This window comes from Rhodococcus sp. T9N (assembly GCF_024436645.1).
GTDB lineage: Bacteria > Actinomycetota > Actinomycetes > Mycobacteriales > Mycobacteriaceae > Rhodococcus_F > Rhodococcus_F qingshengii.
Genome location: NZ_JAMSKS010000008.1, coordinates 148,928 through 166,191, shown reverse-complemented (window position 1 = coordinate 166,191; position 17,264 = coordinate 148,928). Strand labels below are relative to the sequence as shown.

At 63.1% G+C, this 17,264-nt stretch carries 15 protein-coding genes; 10 read left to right on the top strand and 5 right to left on the bottom strand.

The window, feature by feature from the left end:
• Positions 1–56 precede the first annotated feature (56 nt).
• Positions 57–551 (top strand): hypothetical protein, encoded by a 495-nt coding sequence (locus M1L53_RS15720; protein WP_232319010.1) that lies wholly within the window; start codon positions 57–59, stop codon positions 549–551.
• 83 nt (positions 552–634) lie between these two features.
• On the opposite strand, the gene M1L53_RS15715 is transcribed toward M1L53_RS15720, so the two are convergent.
• The 3 genes from M1L53_RS15715 to M1L53_RS15705 all read right to left on the bottom strand — a co-directional run bounded on the left by M1L53_RS15715 (position 635) and on the right by M1L53_RS15705 (position 3,859).
• Positions 635–2,026: a glutamate decarboxylase gene (locus M1L53_RS15715; RefSeq protein WP_054187272.1), complete on the bottom strand. Its 1,392-nt coding sequence runs from the start codon at positions 2,024–2,026 to the stop codon at positions 635–637.
• Between the two features lie 142 nt (positions 2,027–2,168).
• Positions 2,169–2,936 (bottom strand): sensor domain-containing protein, encoded by a 768-nt coding sequence (locus M1L53_RS15710; protein ID WP_232319009.1) that lies wholly within the window; start codon positions 2,934–2,936, stop codon positions 2,169–2,171.
• Positions 2,933–3,859, bottom strand: coding sequence for a hypothetical protein (locus M1L53_RS15705; RefSeq protein ID WP_003941753.1), 927 nt, complete (start codon positions 3,857–3,859; stop codon positions 2,933–2,935). Before M1L53_RS15705 ends, M1L53_RS15710 begins: the two co-directional genes overlap by 4 nt.
• Positions 3,860–3,927: 68 nt before the next feature.
• Between M1L53_RS15705 and lspA the strand changes: the two genes are divergently transcribed.
• The 5 genes from lspA to dnaE all read left to right on the top strand — a co-directional run bounded on the left by lspA (position 3,928) and on the right by dnaE (position 10,803).
• Complete coding sequence (gene lspA / locus M1L53_RS15700; RefSeq protein ID WP_054187270.1) at positions 3,928–4,614, top strand: signal peptidase II; 687 nt, start codon at positions 3,928–3,930, stop codon at positions 4,612–4,614.
• The gene (locus tag M1L53_RS15695; RefSeq protein WP_007733161.1) at positions 4,611–5,537 is read left to right on the top strand and encodes an RluA family pseudouridine synthase; all 927 of its coding nucleotides are present in this window, start codon (positions 4,611–4,613) and stop codon (positions 5,535–5,537) included. Before lspA ends, M1L53_RS15695 begins: the two co-directional genes overlap by 4 nt.
• Positions 5,534–6,217 carry a hypothetical protein gene (locus tag M1L53_RS15690; RefSeq protein WP_054187269.1) on the top strand — a complete coding sequence of 228 codons (684 nt, stop codon included), beginning with the start codon at positions 5,534–5,536 and terminating at the stop codon, positions 6,215–6,217. The genes M1L53_RS15695 and M1L53_RS15690 overlap by 4 nt, the downstream gene beginning before the upstream one ends.
• Complete coding sequence (gene rarD / locus M1L53_RS15685) at positions 6,214–7,167, top strand: EamA family transporter RarD (RefSeq protein ID WP_007733157.1); 954 nt, start codon at positions 6,214–6,216, stop codon at positions 7,165–7,167. Before M1L53_RS15690 ends, rarD begins: the two co-directional genes overlap by 4 nt.
• 99 nt (positions 7,168–7,266) lie before the next feature.
• Positions 7,267–10,803, top strand: a complete 3,537-nt coding sequence (dnaE, locus tag M1L53_RS15680; RefSeq protein WP_003941755.1) for a DNA polymerase III subunit alpha — start codon at positions 7,267–7,269, stop codon at positions 10,801–10,803.
• A gap of 90 nt (positions 10,804–10,893) precedes the next feature.
• On the opposite strand, the gene M1L53_RS15675 is transcribed toward dnaE, so the two are convergent.
• Positions 10,894–11,127 (bottom strand): hypothetical protein, encoded by a 234-nt coding sequence (locus tag M1L53_RS15675; protein WP_042921832.1) that lies wholly within the window; start codon positions 11,125–11,127, stop codon positions 10,894–10,896.
• Between the two features lie 186 nt (positions 11,128–11,313).
• Between M1L53_RS15675 and M1L53_RS15670 the strand changes: the two genes are divergently transcribed.
• The 3 genes from M1L53_RS15670 to ilvA all read left to right on the top strand — a co-directional run bounded on the left by M1L53_RS15670 (position 11,314) and on the right by ilvA (position 15,055).
• Positions 11,314–11,748, top strand: coding sequence for a nitroreductase family deazaflavin-dependent oxidoreductase (locus M1L53_RS15670; RefSeq protein ID WP_003941666.1), 435 nt, complete (start codon positions 11,314–11,316; stop codon positions 11,746–11,748).
• A 97-nt stretch (positions 11,749–11,845) separates the two neighbouring features.
• Positions 11,846–13,621, top strand: coding sequence for a pyruvate dehydrogenase (locus M1L53_RS15665; protein ID WP_042921830.1), 1,776 nt, complete (start codon positions 11,846–11,848; stop codon positions 13,619–13,621).
• A gap of 78 nt (positions 13,622–13,699) precedes the next feature.
• A complete protein-coding gene (gene ilvA / locus M1L53_RS15660) occupies positions 13,700–15,055 on the top strand; it encodes a threonine ammonia-lyase IlvA (protein ID WP_007733150.1) in 1,356 nt (451 codons plus the stop codon).
• Between the two features lie 13 nt (positions 15,056–15,068).
• Here ilvA and M1L53_RS15655 read toward each other — a convergent pair whose 3' ends face one another.
• Positions 15,069–15,590: a TetR/AcrR family transcriptional regulator gene (locus M1L53_RS15655; protein WP_003941685.1), complete on the bottom strand. Its 522-nt coding sequence runs from the start codon at positions 15,588–15,590 to the stop codon at positions 15,069–15,071.
• Between the two features lie 128 nt (positions 15,591–15,718).
• Here M1L53_RS15655 and M1L53_RS15650 point away from each other — a divergent pair, with 128 nt between their 5' ends.
• Positions 15,719–17,263, top strand: a complete 1,545-nt coding sequence (locus tag M1L53_RS15650; RefSeq protein ID WP_037129764.1) for an MFS transporter — start codon at positions 15,719–15,721, stop codon at positions 17,261–17,263.
• The last annotated feature ends 1 nt before the right edge of the window (position 17,264 follow it).

Sequence of the window (17,264 nt, the reverse complement as noted above, 5' to 3'; positions counted from 1 at the left end):
GACGCTCGAATGTGAACACCCGAATGGATAGGACTGAGAAGTTGAAGCTTCAGAAGATGACCGTTGCAGCCGTGGCGATCGCAGCAGCCCTGACGATGACCGCTTGTGGCTCGGATGAGAAGACCGACTCGCCCACCACGACGTCGAAGACCACGACGACCACGACGGCCTCGGACTCGACAGATGCGCCGGTCGCGTTGCCGACCGCCCCTGAGCTCAACGCCAAGGTCGCCCAGGCACTCGACGAAACCGTTCCGGCCGCAGACAAGGTCAACCTCGTCCAGGGCGCCGAGGCTGATCCCGAGCTGATCAACCAGGTCGCCGCTGCCGCCAAGGCTGCCGGCGCCCAGGTCGAGATCCTCGACCCGGTCACCGACACAGGCAGCGAGACGGCAGCAGCTTCGCTGAACATCGTCGTCAACGGCCAGCCGCTGCAGCAGGGCCTGCAGGCTTCGTTCGTCTACGAAGACGGCGTCTGGAAGCTCTCGAAGACCACCGCTTGCCAGATCGTCGGCGTTGCAGGTCTGACCTCGCCGGCTTGCGCTGCTTGATCTCTCGGTAACACCTGAAACACCAGAGCGGCCGCCGACTCCCGAAGGGGAGTGGGCGGCCGCTCTTCACGCGGTAAGCGACGTCAGTGATGGAATCCCTCGGTGACGCGCGGCCGCGGCATCGGGCTGTCCAGTTCGTCGAGGAACGCGGTTTCCTCTTCGATGATGCGCAGCAGATTGGCCGCCAGGTCCATGCTCAGTCCGTTACGAACCACGATGCGCTGCACTGTCAGATCCGCGAGATCGTCCGGCATGGGGTAGGCCGGCACCAACCAGCCCTTGCCTCGCAACCGGTCCGAGAGGTCGTACAGCGTCCAGTTGGACGTGTGCCCCTCGGCGAGGCGCCACGCGAAGACCGGGATGTCGGAACCGTCGTTCCACAGTTCGAACGCGTCGAGTTTCCCGATCCCTTCGGCGAGAAATTTCGCCACGTCCTGGGAGGACTGCTGGATCGCGCGATAGCCGTCGTGGCCGAGACGCAGGAACAAGTAGAACTGCAGGATCACCTGAGCGCCGGGACGCGAGAAGTTCAGTGCGAAGGTCGGCATACTGCCGCCGAGGTAGCTCACCTTGAAGACGAGGTCGTCGGGAAGTAGATCCTGCGATCGCCAGACCACCCAGCCGAGGCCGGGGTAGACGAGCCCGTACTTGTGCGCCGAGGTGTTGATGGAGTGGACGCGCGGGAGCCGGAAATCCCATTCGAGTTCGGGCTGAAGGAACGGTGCGATCATCGCACCGGAAGCGCCGTCGACGTGGATGGGGACGTCGAGTCCCGTCTTCGCCTGGATCGCATCGAGTGCCTTCGAGATTTCCAGGACCGGCTCGTACATCCCGGTGTACGTGACGCCCATGATCGCGACGACGCCGATGGTGTTCTCGTCGACGTACTTGTCCAGATCGTGACCGTCGAGGGTGCGGTGTTCCTCGCTGATCGGCACGTAACGCGCTTCGACGTCCCAGTAGTTGCAGAACTTCTCCCAGCACACCTGGACCGCGGAACTCATGATGAGATTTGGCTTTTCGGTCGACTTGCCCGCGGTTTTTCGTGAGTGCTGCCAGCGTCGTTTCATCGCCAGGCCGCCGAGCATGCAGGCTTCGGACGAACCGATCGTCGAGGTGCCGATTGCGTCCTTGGGGGAGGGCGAGTGCCAGAGGTCTGCAAGGATACGCCAGCAATAGGTTTCGATCGCGGCGGTCTGCGGATACTCGTCCTTGTCGATCATGTTCTTGTCGAACGACTCGGCATACAGTTTGGTGGCGTGATCGTCCATCCACGTGCTGACGAACGTCGCGAGATTGAGCCGCGCATTGCCGTCGAGCATCGTTTCGTCGTGGACGATCTGATACGCGGTCTCGGGAAGCATGCCGTCGGGTTCGAGTGTGTACTTCGATGCAACCGAATCCTCGCCAGGCCTCGAGAAGATCGGATTGACGGCTACGTAATCGGTGTGATCTGACCTTCTGGGTTCCGGCATGAACTCTGGCTCCTCACATCAGTGTGTCGCGTTGGTCTGTTTCGTACCTACTCTCACCGTTCAGTGTGGACGGGCAGTTGTCAAAGGGTCTGTGGTCCCGAATCATTCGCGAAAGGCCGAGACAGGACGAATCCGCTCGTAGTCAGGGCGTTTGTGCGCGCAGGCGATCTGCGGCGGCCGATGCCATCGAGTGGAGAACATCGGGGGCGATCGGACTCGGCGCCGTCGCGGACAGCTGAGTCAACGTCGTCCCGACTGCGGCCACGATCGCGTCGGCAACCAAGGTGAAACCGCCACTCTCCGTGATGATTCGGAACGCGAAAGACGCGTCGCCGATGTTCGGGTCCGACGCTCCGCCGACGCGATAGGTGATTGTCGTTCCGTCGGCATCGGTTCCCGAATACTCCGCACACCCAGCCAGCGTGGTCTGAAGTTTCTCGAAAGCTGCTGCTGCCGCGGTGCCGTCGGCGTACGAAGCAGAGTCCTGATCGATGCTCGTGAAATCGGGGCCGGTGAACATGTCGGAGAGGTCGGCGACCGATCCGGGAGCCTGGGTGGCTATCGGCGCAAGAACCTGGGCGCAGACGGCGGGGTCGGTGCTCGACTTGTCCGCCTCCGAATTTTCCGGCGCCGGTGCGAGGCCGAGGTCGTCGACCGGGTCGGGAACTACGTCGAAGTCGGCAGGTAGCTCGGACAGGGTGAGCGTGGCTCGTTGCAGGCCGTCACGGTCGATAGGCGCCCCGCTCAGCGGTGCGGCCGGAGCAGCCGTGAACGGCGCCAAGCCGACCTGTGGGGCGGAAACCTGCGTAGTCGTGTCGGCACCAGGCGAGTCGTCCGAGCCGCAACCGGTCACAACGAACAGTGCCGCCGTTGCGGTCAGACCAAGTGCGAGAAGCGACCGGCGTGTCACGATTCCCACCGAATGCTGTTGGAAATGGTCTGCCGGATCACCGAGGAGCTGTCCGGGTCGCCGTATGCCTGGTCGCCGCCGACGGTCATCTGTCCGTCGATCGGCAAGGGGAGTGAGAGGTCGACGGTGAGGTTTCCGGAGCCGGCCATGACGTACTGATCGATGTTCAGCGTTCCGGCGTCACCGGCCAGGTTCCAGACCGGGCTCTGCGGGGTCTGCGATACGTCCACCGCGAGCGAAAGCCGATTGCCCTCGCGCGCGGTGAGCGTGACGGTGGTTGTCTGATCGAGCAGGATTTCGCTGCTGACTTGCTGCCGAACCACCCAACGTGCGCCGACACCGACCGGCGCGTCGGGGAGTGCAACGGTCCGGTAGACCGCTTGGCCCAGCGCTTGTTCGATTGCAGCGCGGGCAGCATTGGCCGAGTTGGCGGAGGGCTTCAACCGTAGGGCGGTGATGGCGCCCGAATCCGTGACCGACAATCCGGCCGCAGACCCGTCGGCTCCGCTCAGCGCAGCCTGCAGCGTTGCATCGGGCGAGGTCATCGACGACAGCGTGAGGTCAACGACTGCGGTGGGATCGTCAGCGGTCACGTTTGCCGAGAGCGGGATCGTGATCTCCGGCGAAGAGAAATCCTGCGCCGGTTGTTGATCGATCTGCTGACTCACGACGGCCTGGGTGACGAGCGTCGCCGTCTGCGTGGTGCCGACAGGCAAGTTCGTACGCAAAACCTCGCGCGGCTCGCTTCCCGCCTCGAGAACTTCGACCGTCGCGGCGGTCACCGGAACAGTCACCTCACTCGGCGAGGAGGTCGGGGTGTTCGGAGGTTGATCCGAGTCGCCGCAAGCGGTGAGAACGGTGGTGAGAGCGAGGGCAGCGAGGGCGAACGGAACGCGTCGGCCGGTCGTGGACAGCAGTGGCACGCGCTCCAGGCTAGCCGCAGTTGCAGAGTGCGTGACCCGGTGCGGTGAACATGAGGGATGATGGTTGCGTGAGTACAGACCACCCAGACCGAGATGTCAACGCGGAGGATCAGCCGATTACCGAAATCTCGAAGGCCGACGAGTCCGAAACCGTGAAACCGGAAGCCGTGAAATCGGAAGACGGTGACCTGGCGGTTGCGCCGGTCGAAAAGCCCCGCCGGCTGACCATGCTCATTGCCATCGCCGCTGTCATCCTGCTCTCGGACATTCTCACGAAGGTGTGGGCAGTCGCCGCGGTCAAACCGGGGCAGCCGATCGAAATCATCGGTGACGTGGTCACATTCACGATGGTGCGCAATCCGGGGGCAGCGTTCTCGATGGCGACGTCGATGACGTGGATCCTCACTCTCGTCGCAATCGGTGTGGTCATCGGTGTGATCAAGATCGGTCGCACGCTCCGATCACCGTGGTGGGCGCTCGGTCTCGGCCTCGTTCTCGGCGGCGCGCTGGGTAACCTCGTCGACCGATTCTTCCGCTCTCCCGGAATCATGCGCGGACATGTGGTGGATTTCGTCTCCGTCGGCTGGTGGCCGGTGTTCAACATCGCGGATTCCGCGATCGTCTGTGGCGCGATTCTGCTCGTCGTCCTGACACTGTTCGGCTTCGAACCCAACGGTGAACGCCTGCGTGATCACAAGGCGGACGACAAGAAGCTCACCGAATCGAAGGCTGCAGCCGAGGGAGAAACCAAGTGAGGGAATCCCGTTCGATGCCAGTGCCCGACGGTCTCGATGCCATGCGCGTCGATGCCGGCCTCGCGCGCCTTCTCGGACTCTCGCGCACCGTGGTCGCGACACTCGCGGAAGAAGGCTCGGTACTCGTCGACGGTGTGGCCGTCGGCAAGTCCGATCGTCTGACCGCAGGGTCGTGGCTCGAGGTAGTCCTGCCCGAACCGCCGCGGCCCCTGACCATCGAAGCGACACCGGTCGAGGGAATGGAGATCCTCTACGCCGACGACGACGTCGTGGCAGTCGACAAGCCCGTCGGAGTTGCCGCGCACGCCAGCGTCGGGTGGACGGGACCGACCGTCATCGGCGGACTTGCCGCGGCCGGTTTCCGCATCTCGACGTCCGGTGCCCATGAGCGTCAGGGCATCGTCCACCGCCTGGATGTCGGAACGTCGGGTGTCATGGTGGTTGCCACATCCGAGCGCGCGTACACGTTGCTCAAGCGCGCTTTCAAGCAGCGGACCATCGACAAGCGCTACCACGCTCTCGTGCAGGGACACCCCGACCCGAGCAGCGGAACGATCGACGCGCCCATCGGACGCCATCACGGGAACGACTGGCGATTCACGGTCACAGCCGACGGCAAGCCCAGCGTCACGCACTACGACACCATCGAGGCGTTCCAGGCAGCGAGTCTGCTGGACGTGCACCTCGAAACCGGTCGCACACACCAGATCCGTGTCCACTTTTCGGCGTTGCGCCATCCGTGCTGCGGCGACCTGACCTACGGCGCGGACCCTCGACTTGCCGAAAGGCTCGGCCTCGAGCGCCAGTGGCTGCACGCCGTGTCTCTTGGATTCGCACATCCGGCGGACGGTCGCTGGGTCGAGATCAAGAGCAAGTACCCGAAGGATCTCGAACACGCACTCGAAGTTCTCCGGTCCTCATGACACCGCGCGGGCTTACCCCCGCGCCGGCCGTCGTCGCGGTGGTGGTCGGTGTGGCGGCGGTGGTGGGCGTGGGGTTCGCGAATCCCGTGCCGACCCCGCCGATCCGGACGGACACCCTGGGTCCGGACAGTGGGGAAGCTGTCCCGGACTACCTCGACCGAGCGCGAGATTCCGTTGCGTCGGTCGACGGGCCGGTGTGGGCGTTGGTCTCGTTCACGAAGGCACTCACCGTCGACGATGTCATGACGACGACCAGCAGTGTTCAGGTGCCGGGCGCTGAGGTCTCGGGCGTTCGCGTGTCCAGGGTCATGTTCCGAGTTCCGATCGAGCGCGTCCAGACGCCGCTCATGTCGGTGCCCGTTCCCGACAACGACGAATCAGTGCGCAGATCGCCCGGGGTTGCAGCCACGCGACTGGTCTCGCTCGGCGGCGACACCGATCGTCAGCAACAGGTGGCGCTCGCGTCGGCGAAGCAATTGTCCGCCGGGTGCGCCTGCGCGGTGGGCGTGCTGGTGCGAGCTACTCCCGAAGGACTCGAAGCGATCGAACATGACTCGAACGTCCGTGCAGTGGAAGCGTTGCCGTCCGACGCCTCGCCGTGGTTGGCAGCCGTCCGTCCCTTGCTGCCGGAGTACGTGGACGTCGTTGCTCCCGGCCCCGACGACGGTCCGGTCCCGTGAACTCCGGTTCTGTGAACAAGGACGAACGCGCTGAGTCCCGTTCGTCCTCGGGGATCTTCTACGGTGTGGCGGCTTTCCTGTTGTGGGGAACGTTCCCGGCCTTCTTCGGATTACTCGACTTCGCCGATCCGGTCGAGATCCTTGCGCACCGGGTGGTGTGGACCCTTCTGTTGATGCTGATCGTGTTGGCCTTTGCCGGCCGCCTCGGATCGCTTCGCGGAATCAGCGCACGCACCTGGCTGCTGGTGACCGCGGCGTCAGCGGCGATCGCCGTGAACTGGGGGACGTACATCTATGCCGTGGTGTCAGGCCGCGTCGTGGAGGCGGCTCTCGGGTACTTCATCAACCCGCTGGTCACCGTTCTGCTCGGCGTCGTGATCTTCCGCGAACGACTGCGTCCCGCCCAGATCGCCGCGCTCGTTCTCGCTGCCACGGCAGTTGTGGTGATCACGGTCGACTTCGGGAAACCTCCGATCGTCGCTTTGCTGCTCGCCGGCTCGTTTGCCACCTATGGGTTGGTCAAGAAGGTGGTTCCGCTCGATCCTCGAACCAGTTTGACTGCCGAGGGAGTCGTTGCCGCACCGTTCGCGGTCGGCTACCTCGTGTTTCTCGGCCTGACCGGGGCCGGTGCATTCATCAGCAGCGGTACCGGGCACAGCCTGTTGCTGCTTGCCGCCGGCCCGGTCACCGCGCTGCCGCTGCTCCTGTTCGGCGTCGCCGCTCAGAGAGTTCCGTTGGCGACGATGGGCATGCTGCAGTACCTCACCCCGGCGCTCCAGATGGCGTGGGGTGTGGCCGTCATGCACGAGGACATGCCGGCGTCACGGTGGATCGGCTTCGTTCTGATCTGGGCTGCACTGGTGATCTTCACGACAGACACCTTCGTCGCCGGTCGACGTTCGCGGCGTTCGGTGAGGTCGAGCGCCGAACCCGAGGTTCCGGTCACGTGACCGGAGGCGGCGCACGGCGACTCCGCTACGTCGGTCGCCGGTCGTGTCGGCAGCGCGGCATACACTCGATCTCGCTCCCAGACCTTCAGAGAGGCGCACGTGGCTGACTCGTTCGTACATCTTCACAATCACACCGAGTACTCGATGCTCGACGGTGCGGCCAAGGTCGGCGCCATGTTCGAGGAGGCCGCTCGTCTCGAAATGACCGCAGTCGGCATGACCGACCACGGAAACATGTACGGCGCCAGCCAGTTCTACAACGAGGCAAAGAGCGCCGGCATCAAGCCGATCATCGGCATCGAGGCCTACATCGCACCCGAGTCTCGCTTCAACACCAAGCGAGTTCTGTGGGGCGATCGCAGCCAGAAGTCCGACGACGTCTCCGGTAGCGGTGCGTACACCCACATGACGATGGTGGCCGAGAACGCGACCGGACTCCGCAACCTCTTCAAGCTGTCGTCGCTCGCGTCCATCGAGGGCCAGCTCGGTAAATGGCCACGGATGGACGAGGAGCTCATCGCCGCGCACGCCGAGGGCATCATCGCGACCACGGGTTGCCCGTCCGGTGAGATCCAGACCCGCCTTCGTCTCGGTCACGATCGCGAGGCTCTCGAAGCTGCCGCGAAGTGGCAGGAGATCTGGGGCCCGGACAACTTCTTCCTCGAACTGATGGATCACGGTCTCTCGATCGAGCGCCGTGTGCGAGAGGGTCTGCTCGACATCGGCAAGCAACTCGGTATTCCGCCACTTGCCACCAACGACTGCCATTACGTCACCAAGGACGCCGCCGAGAATCACGAGGCGCTGCTCTGCATTCAGACCGGCAAGACGCTCTCCGACCCCACTCGCTTCAAGTTCGACGGCGACGGCTACTACCTCAAGTCCGCTGCCGAGATGCGCGCCATCTGGGACAACGAGGTACCGGGGGCATGCGACAACACCGTTGCAATCGGCGAGCGTGTGCAGTCGTACGAGGACGTGTGGGCATTCCACGACCGCATGCCGATCTTCCCGGTCCCGGAGGGACACACGCAGCAGACCTTCCTGCGCGCCGAGGTGATGCGCGGACTCGATCGCCGCTTCCCGAGCGGACCGCCGCAGGAGTACCTCGCCCGCGCCGACTACGAGATCGGCGTCATCAACGAAATGGGCTTCCCGGCCTACTTCCTCGTGGTCGGCGACCTGATCAACCACGCCAAGGATGTCGGGATCCGTGTCGGGCCCGGCCGTGGATCGGCTGCCGGTTCGTTGGTGGCCTACGCGATGGGTATCACCAACATCGACCCCATCCCGTACGGGTTGCTGTTCGAGCGATTCCTCAACCCCGAGCGTGTGTCCATGCCCGATATCGATATCGACTTCGATGATCGCCGTCGCGGCGAGATGGTTCGCTACGCGACGGACAAGTGGGGCAACGACAAGGTCGCCCAGGTCATCACCTTCGGCACCATCAAGACCAAGGCTGCCATCAAGGACTCGGCTCGCGTCCAGTTCGGCAAGCCGGGCTTCGCCATCGCCGATCAGATCACCAAGGCACTCCCGCCGCCCATCATGGCCAAGGACATCTCGGTTTCCGGTATCACCGATCCGAAGCACGAGCGGTACAAGGAGGCCGTCGAGGTTCGAGCACTCATCGACTCCAGCCCGGACGTCGCGAAGATCTACAAGACTGCGGTGGGTCTGGAGGGGCTGATCCGTAACGCCGGTGTGCACGCCTGCGCGGTCATCATGTCGTCCGAACCGCTCACCGACGCAATCCCGGTCTGGAAGCGCGCCCAGGACGGCGCCATCATCACCGGGTGGGACTACCCTTCGTGTGAAGCCATCGGCCTGCTCAAGATGGACTTCCTCGGTCTGCGAAACCTCACGGTCATCGGCGACACGCTCGAGAACATCAAAGCCAACCGCGGCATCGACCTCGACCTCGACACTTTGCCGATGGACGATGCGGCAACATACGAACTGCTCGCCCGCGGCGACACTCTCGGTGTGTTCCAGCTCGACGGCGGCGGTATGCGCGAGTTGCTGAAACTGATGCAGCCCACCGGATTCGGCGACATCGTCGCCGCCTTGGCGCTGTATCGACCGGGACCGATGGGTGTGGACGCCCACATCTCGTACGCCAAGCGCAAGAACGCCTTGGAAGACGTCAAGCCGATTCACCCCGAATTGGAGGAGCCGCTCGCGGAGATCCTCTCGGAGACATACGGCCTGATCATCTACCAGGAGCAGATCATGCAACTGGCGCAGAAGGTGGCCGGGTACACCCTGGGCCAGGCCGACTTGCTGCGTCGCGCCATGGGTAAGAAGAAGCTGTCCGAGCTGGAAAAGGCCTACGCCGGCTTCCGGCAGGGCATGTTGGACAACAACTTCAGCGAAGCCGCCATCAAGGCGCTGTGGGACACGGTCCTTCCCTTCGCCGGCTACGCGTTCAACAAGTCGCACTCCGCCGGCTACGGACTCGTGTCGTACTGGACTGCGTACCTCAAGGCGAACTACCCGGCCGAGTACATGGCGGGTCTGCTGACCTCCGTCGGTGACGACAAGGACAAGTCCGCGATCTATCTCGCCGACTGCCGCAAGTTGGGCATCACCGTTCTCCCGCCGGACGTCAACGAGTCACGCGTCGACTTCGCGACCGTCGGCGACGACATCCGTTTCGGTATGGGGTCGGTGCGCAACGTGGGCGCCAACGTCGTCGCCTCGATCATCAAGGCGCGCACCGAGAAGTCGAAGTTCACAGATTTCTCCGACTATCTCGGCAAGATCGACGCGATGGCTTGCAACAAGAAGGTCACCGAATCGCTCATCAAGGCCGGTGCTTTCGACTCGTTGGGTCATCCGCGCAAGGGCCTGATGTTGGTTCATGCCGACGCCATCGATTCCGTGATGAGCACCAAGAAGGCAGAGGCGATCGGACAGTTCGACCTCTTCGGCGGTGCCGAGGCGGACGAGTCGATCACCTCGGTGTTCGACGTCAAGATTCCTGACGAAGAGTGGGATTCCAAGCATCGCCTGGCGCTCGAACGAGAGATGCTGGGGCTGTACGTTTCCGGTCACCCGCTCAACGGCGTCGAGCACATTCTTCGCCAGCAGTCCGACACGTCCATCGCTGCAATACTCGAAGGCGGCGTTCAGGACGGTGCCCAGGTAACTCTCGGCGGCATCATCGCCTCGGTGGACCGCCGGGTCAACAAGAACGGTCTGACCTGGTGCATCGTGCAGCTCGAAGATCTCGTGGGTGGAATCGAGGTGCTGTTCTTCCCGCAGGCGTACGCCGTGTACGGAATGGACATCGCCGAGGATGCCATCGTGTTGGTCAAGGCTCGCGTTTCGATCCGAGACGATCGGATGTCACTGATCGGCAACGACCTTGCGGTACCTGATATTTCGGCGATCGGGGTCGCGCGCCCCCTGTCGGTCTCGCTGCCGCTTCGGCAATGCACCAAGGACAAGCTCAGTGCTCTCAAGCAGGTGCTGACGAGGCACCCCGGAACGTCCGACGTTCACGTTCGGCTGATCGGTGGAACCGAGATCAGCTTGTGGAAGGTCGACGACGTCCTTCGGGTCGAACCGTCCTCGGCACTGATGGGCGACCTGAAGGCATTGCTCGGACCGAGTTGCCTGACGGTCTGACGCCGAGCGGACCTGAACCGAACGAAGGGACCTTGCTGCTGATGCAGCAAGGTCCCTTCGTGGTTCGCGGGAGATCGGGGAGTGGAGTGATCAGGTGGTGCGCGAGTAGTACACGCGACGCGCCCACCAGGTGACCACGGCTGCTGTTGCGGCAGTCAGTACGGCCACCTGCATCGACTGCGTGACAGCTCCGGCGACCACGAACAGCACAAAACCGACCACGAGAGCTTCGATCTTGTACAGCGGCCACCGAGTTCCGGCCAGATCGACGCAATAGTCGGGGGAGGGGCGTGATTCGCGAGTGGAGATATCTGCGGTGGTCATCTCGTCCCTTTCTGATACGGCTGTTCGAAGCTGTGGTTTCAGAGTAGCCAGAGATGAGAGTTCGGGCAAGCGAACTTTATTGATCGGCAGCTCGCTTAATCGATCAACCAGGGGAGTGTGCGGGCGACAGGCCTGGTCGGCGTGGTTCGGTGGCCAAGGTGCTCGAGTGGGTGTTCACTGGTACACATGCCAATCACAGGTGAGTACGAACCCAGTCCAGCGTCGTGGGCCGCCGATCAGGTCGCACGCATCGAGAACTCCGGTGGCACCGAGGGAAACGACATGAACGGCATGCCCGTCGTCGTTCTCACGACCATCGGGGCAAAGTCCGGCAAGGTCAGGAAGACGCCGCTGATGCGGGTCGAGCACGACGGTTCGTATGCCGTTGTGGCTTCGCTCGGTGGCGCCCCGAAGAATCCGGTCTGGTACTACAACGTCAAAGCCGACCCGCACGTCACGCTGCGTGACGCGACGCAGGTCTTCGACCTGGTTGCTCGGGAAGTCACCGGCGACGAGAAGGCGGTCTGGTGGGAGCGCGCTGTCGCTGCGTACCCCGACTACGCCGATTATCAGACGAAGACCGATCGTGAGATTCCGGTGTTCGTGCTCGAACCCAAGTAACCCCGCATTCCACAAGAAGCGCTGCATCAATCACAAGTAAATCGTCACTCCCGGGGGTCGGCGATCCCGACTCCCGTGAGTGTGTCATGGAGGTCTGATGAGTCCGAAAACCGTTGCAGATCAATTGGTTCAGCAGCTCGTTGACGCGGGTGTCAGTCGGATCTACGGCATTGTCGGTGACAGTCTCAATCCCATCGTCGATGCGGTTCGTCGCACCGGTGGTTCCGAGAAGGGCGGAATCGATTGGATACACGTCCGGCATGAGGAAGCAGCCGCCTTTGCGGCCGCAGCGGATGCCCAGATCACCGGAAAACTCGCAGTGTGTGCCGGATCCTGCGGTCCCGGAAACCTTCACCTGATCAACGGCCTGTACGACGCTCATCGTTCGGGCGCGCCGGTCCTCGCGATCGCCTCGCACATCCCCAGCGCCCAGATCGGAATGGGCTACTTTCAGGAAACGCATCCCGAGCGGATCTTCATCGAATGTTCGAGTTACACCGAACTCGTCAGCACGGCAGTCCAATCACCTCGCGTGGTGCAGTCGGCGATTCAGCATTCGGTGGCTCGAAACGGCGTCTCGGTGATCGTGCTTCCCGGGGACATCGCCGATTGTCCGGCAGAAGGCACCCCGCCGACGCTCGTCGAAACCCGAAGGCCGACAGTCGTTCCGGATGCCGGTGACGTCAAGGCGTTGGCAGATGTGATCAACGGCTCGCGTAAGGTTGCGATCTTCGCCGGCGCGGGCGTGCGAGATGCGCGCGCGGAGGTTCTGGCGTTGGCCGAAACCGTCGGCGCTCCCATCGGGCATTCACTGCGTGGCAAGGAATGGATCCAGTACGACAATCCATACGACGTCGGGATGACCGGATTGCTCGGTTACGGTGCGGCGCACGACGGTATCCACGGCGCCGATCTCCTGCTCCTGATCGGTACGGACTTTCCCTACGATCAGTTCTTGCCCGACGACGTTCGTACCGCTCAGATCGACATCGCGGCCGAGCGGTTGGGGCGTCGAACCAGCCTGGACCTGGCTGTGCACGGCGACGTCGCGAGCACCTTGAATGCACTGATTCCGCAGCTCGATCGCAAGACCGACCGCGGGTTCCTGGAGGACACGCTCGCCAAGCACAACACTTTGATGACCAAAGTGGTTGGTGCATACACGGATCCGGTCAAGCAGCGCACGCCGATTCACCCCGAGTATGCGGCCTCGATCTTGGACGATCTGGCAGCCGACGACGCAATCTTCACCGCCGACACCGGGATGTGCAACGTGTGGACGGCGCGCTATCTCAATCCGAACGGATCGAGACGCTTCATCTCCTCGGCGCTGCACGGATCCATGTCCAATGCGCTCCCACACGCGATGGGTGCTGCATGGTCGAGTCCGGGGCGTCAGGTCATCTCGGTGTCGGGCGACGGTGGATTGTCGATGCTGCTCGGTGAGTTGGTCACCGTCGCGATGTACAAGTTGCCGGTCAAGATCGTGGTGTTCAACAACTCGACGCTCGGAATGGTCAAGCTCGAGATGCTGGTCGACGGCCTTCCGGATTTCGGGGTCGACGTGCCCGCGGTCGACTACGCGGCGGTTGCTGCTGCGCTCGGTATCTTTTCGCGCCGAATCGAGAATCCCGCGGACATCGAAGCGGGCCTACGCGCCGCGCTCGATCACGACGGTCCAGCCTTGGTGGATCTGGTGACCGATCCGTTGGCATTGTCGTTGCCGCCCACCATCACCGGTGGTCAGATGAAGGGCTTCGCTTTGGCGATGTCGAAGATGGTGATGAACGGCGGCGTCGGCGAGGCAGTACAGATGGCCAAGTCGAATCTGCGGAACGTGCCACGTCCTTCACAGTTGGATCCGCGCGGCTGACCTACCGCCACCCTGCCTCGCAGACCATGCGGGGCGGGGTGGTGGGAAGGTTGATCTCCGACGTGCGAAAATGGCGGGGTGTCTAACTCGCCCGATGTCGTAGTAACGAAGTCCACCGTCCCCGCGCTCGACGCGCAGGAGATCGACGCGGCCATCGAGCGAATTCAGCACGTCATTGCGGCGACACCCCTGCAGTACAGCGATCGTCTTTCGGCGTTGACCGGGGCACACGTGTATCTCAAGCGTGAGGACCTCCAGGGCGTTCGTTCGTACAAGATTCGTGGCGCGTACAACCTGATCGCTCAGCTCAACGAGGCCGAACGCGGTGCCGGCGTAGTGACTGCCAGTGCCGGTAACCATGCGCAGGGTGTTGCTTTCGCGTGCCGAACGATGCAGATCAAGGGTCGGATCTACGTTCCGGCCAATACCCCCAAGCAGAAGCGTGATCGCATCCGCGCCCACGGCGGAGCGTTTGTCGAACTGTTCATGATCGGTGAGACCTATGACGCCGCCGCTGCTGCGGCCGCGGAGGACGTAGCCGAAACTGGCGCAACCATGGTTCCGCCGTTCGACGACGTGCGCACCGCTGCGGGGCAAGGAACCATTGCAGCGGAGATTCTGACGCAATTGGACGCCCCTCTCGACACGATCGTCGTGCCGGTCGGCGGTGGCGGTTGCATTGCGGGCATCGCCACCTACCTGCACGAGCGGTCGCCGAAGACGTCGATCGTCGGGATCGAGCCGTCCGGCGCGGCGTCCATGACGGCAGCTCTTGTTGCCGGGGGCCCGGTGACTCTTCCCGACGTCGATCCATTTGTCGACGGAGCAGCGGTCAAGAGGATCGGCGATGTTCCCTACGAGGTCGTTTCACGTCTGGGTGCCGCCGTCGTGTCGCACGCGTCGTTGCCGCTCGTTGCTCGTCAACTTCAGACGCGGTCCGGTTCGGGATCGTTTGTCGTCAATCAGATCGACGAGGGCGCTATCTGCACGGCGATGCTCGAGCTGTATCAGAGCGAGGGCATCATCGCCGAACCTGCGGGTGCGCTTTCCGTTGCGGCACTTCAGAATTTGACGTTCGAGCCGGGTTCGACCGTCGTGTGCCTGATCTCCGGTGGCAACAACGACGTCTCCCGTTACGGCGAAATTCTCGAGCGTTCGCTCGTTCACCTCGGGCTCAAGCACTACTTCCTGGTGGACTTTCCGCAGGAACCGGGAGCGTTGCGTCGCTTCCTTTCGGACGTGCTGGGGCCGGACGACGACATCGCGCTGTTCGAGTACGTCAAGCGAAACAATCGCGAGACGGGTGCCGCGTTGGTGGGTATCGAACTCGGTTCCGCCGACGGTTTGGCGGCGTTACTCGAGCGGATGGAGCGCGCGCCGATGCAGTCCGAGAGGCTCGAGCCGGGAAGCCCGGCGTACCGCTATCTGACGTAAGGGACGCCCCCGGTCAGGGCCGCAGTCGCTCGACCACCTGTCGATGCAGTTCGGGATCCGGCTGGGGGAGCCCGAGCATGGCCGCCAGATACAGGCCGTCGCCGACGAGCCGGATGATCTCGGCCTGCACAGGGTCGGCGATCTCGGTCTGAAGGCCCTTGTCCCAGCTCCGCATCACATGTGTGACGGCTTTCTGGATTTCGTCGTGTTGTCCGTCGACTGTTCTCAGTGCCGCGATGATCGACCGGAAGAGTGAGAGTTCTTCGCTTTCGTTCGCATCGGGGATCTGCAGATAGAACTCGGTGACCGTCGTACCGCCGGCTACGGCGTCGTCGAGTTGCTGATCCGAGCGTTCCCCGAGTCTGCGGACCATCGCCGCGAGGAGGGCTTCCTTGCTGGGGAAGTGATAGAGAAGTCCGCCCTTGGAAACCCCGGCTTCGGCGGCAACGCCTTCGAGCGTGACTTGGGCAACGCCGCTGACCAGCAGCAGCTTCTCCAGTGCGTCGAGAATTCGATCGCGAGTGTCGGCAGCCATGTGATGTGACCCTACCCGGAAATAACTTTACCGCTCGGACGGTTCACTGTTACCGTAGACCTACTGTACCGGCTGGACGGTTCAGTGAAATCTTTTCGAAAGAACTCAGAGAAAGTCGCAGGGGAGCAATGTCAGTGTCGGCAGATCAGACGTCTGCAATCAATCCCGACGAGGTTCGGGCGACAAAGCGTGACTGGGCGGGCTTGATAGTCCTTGCCTTTGCTGTGTTGCTCATCGCAGTCGACGGCACGGTGCTCGATCTTGCGCTTCCGTTCATCAGCGCCGACCTCGAGCCGAGCAGCACGCAGTTGCTGTGGATCATCGACGTCTATTCGTTCGTGCTCGCCGGTCTGCTCATCACCATGGGTACGCTCGGCGACCGGATCGGTAGGCGAAAACTGCTCCTGATCGGCGCAGTCGGCTTCGGTCTCGCCTCGATCATCGCCGCTCTCGCTGTCAGTCCCGAGATGCTCATTGCCGCCCGCGTGCTGCAGGGTATTTCCGGTGCAACGCTGATGCCTGCCACCCTCGGTCTGATCCGCACGATCTTCGTCAACCCGCGTCAGCGCACCGAGGCGATCGGCGTCTGGGGCGCGATGGCAGGTGGCGGTACCGCGGCCGGCCCGTTGGTCGGTGGTTGGTTGCTCGAGCACTTCTGGTGGGGTTCGGTCTTCTTGATCAACATTCCGGTCATGATCGCGCTGGTTGTACTCGGCCCGATCCTGATCCCGGAGTCGAAGGACCCCAATCCGGGTCGATTCGACCTCATCAGCGCTGGTCTGTCGATGGCGACCATGTTGCCGCTGGTGTACGCGGTCAAGGAATCCGTGGTGCACGGCGTCAGCATCACGTTGCTGGTGATCGGCCTCGTTGGTCTCGCGGCGGGTTACGTGTTCGTGCGTCGTCAGCGGATGCTGAAGGATCCGATGTTGGATCTGAAGCTGTTTGCCAACGCGTCGTTCTCCACCGCCGTCATCACCAACCTGCTCTCGATCTTCGCGCTGGCAGGTGTCCTGTTCTTCGGCTCGCAGTACCTGCAGTTGGTGCTCGGTAACTCGGCGCTCGACGCCGGCCTGCTGATGCTCCCGGGTATGTTGCTCAGCGCATTCACCGCGGTTGCGGCAGCCTGGTTGATTCGCCGGTGGTCGGTGTCTCACGTGCTCAGCGCGGGCCTCGCGGTTGCCGGTATCGGTGCTGCGATGCTGCTCGCACTCGGCGTCGACAGCGGCCCGTTGATGTTCGTGCTCGGCTTCGGTCTGGCCGGTGCTGGTGTCGGTGTCGCGTTGACGTTGACATCGGATCTCGTGGTCAGCTCGGTGGAACCCGAACGCGCCGGCGCTGCGTCCGCTGTGTCGGAGACCGCGTACGAACTCGGCATCGCGCTCGGCGTGGCGATCCTGGGCAGCGTGGTGATGGCGATCTTCCGCAAGGGAATCGACACCTCGATGCTCGAAGCAGATCAGGCGCATGCTGCACAGGGCACACTCGGCGGTGCCCTGCAGGAAGCAACGTACCTACCTGGTGAACTCGGTTCGGTGCTTGCCGATTCCGCGAAGTCGGCGTTTGTCGACGGTATGCACGTTGCTGCCGGTGCAACAGCTTTGGTTCTGTTCGTCAGTGCCGCATTGGTGTTGAGGATGCTGCGGAGTACACCAGAGAACGCGAAGCGTTAAT

Excerpts from the sequence above, each read along its gene's own strand:
- M1L53_RS15720 (WP_232319010.1), top strand. The coding sequence starts at position 57 with ATGACCGTTGCAGCCGTGGCGATCGCAGCAGCCCTGACGATGACCGCT.
- M1L53_RS15715 (WP_054187272.1), bottom strand. The coding sequence starts at position 2,026 with ATGCCGGAACCCAGAAGGTCAGATCACACCGATTACGTAGCCGTCAAT.
- M1L53_RS15690 (WP_054187269.1), top strand. The coding sequence starts at position 5,534 with ATGACACCGCGCGGGCTTACCCCCGCGCCGGCCGTCGTCGCGGTGGTG.
- M1L53_RS15675 (WP_042921832.1), bottom strand. The coding sequence starts at position 11,127 with ATGACCACCGCAGATATCTCCACTCGCGAATCACGCCCCTCCCCCGAC.
- M1L53_RS15670 (WP_003941666.1), top strand. The coding sequence starts at position 11,314 with ATGCCAATCACAGGTGAGTACGAACCCAGTCCAGCGTCGTGGGCCGCC.
- M1L53_RS15665 (WP_042921830.1), top strand. The coding sequence starts at position 11,846 with ATGAGTCCGAAAACCGTTGCAGATCAATTGGTTCAGCAGCTCGTTGAC.
- M1L53_RS15655 (WP_003941685.1), bottom strand. The coding sequence starts at position 15,590 with ATGGCTGCCGACACTCGCGATCGAATTCTCGACGCACTGGAGAAGCTG.
- M1L53_RS15650 (WP_037129764.1), top strand. The coding sequence starts at position 15,719 with ATGTCAGTGTCGGCAGATCAGACGTCTGCAATCAATCCCGACGAGGTT.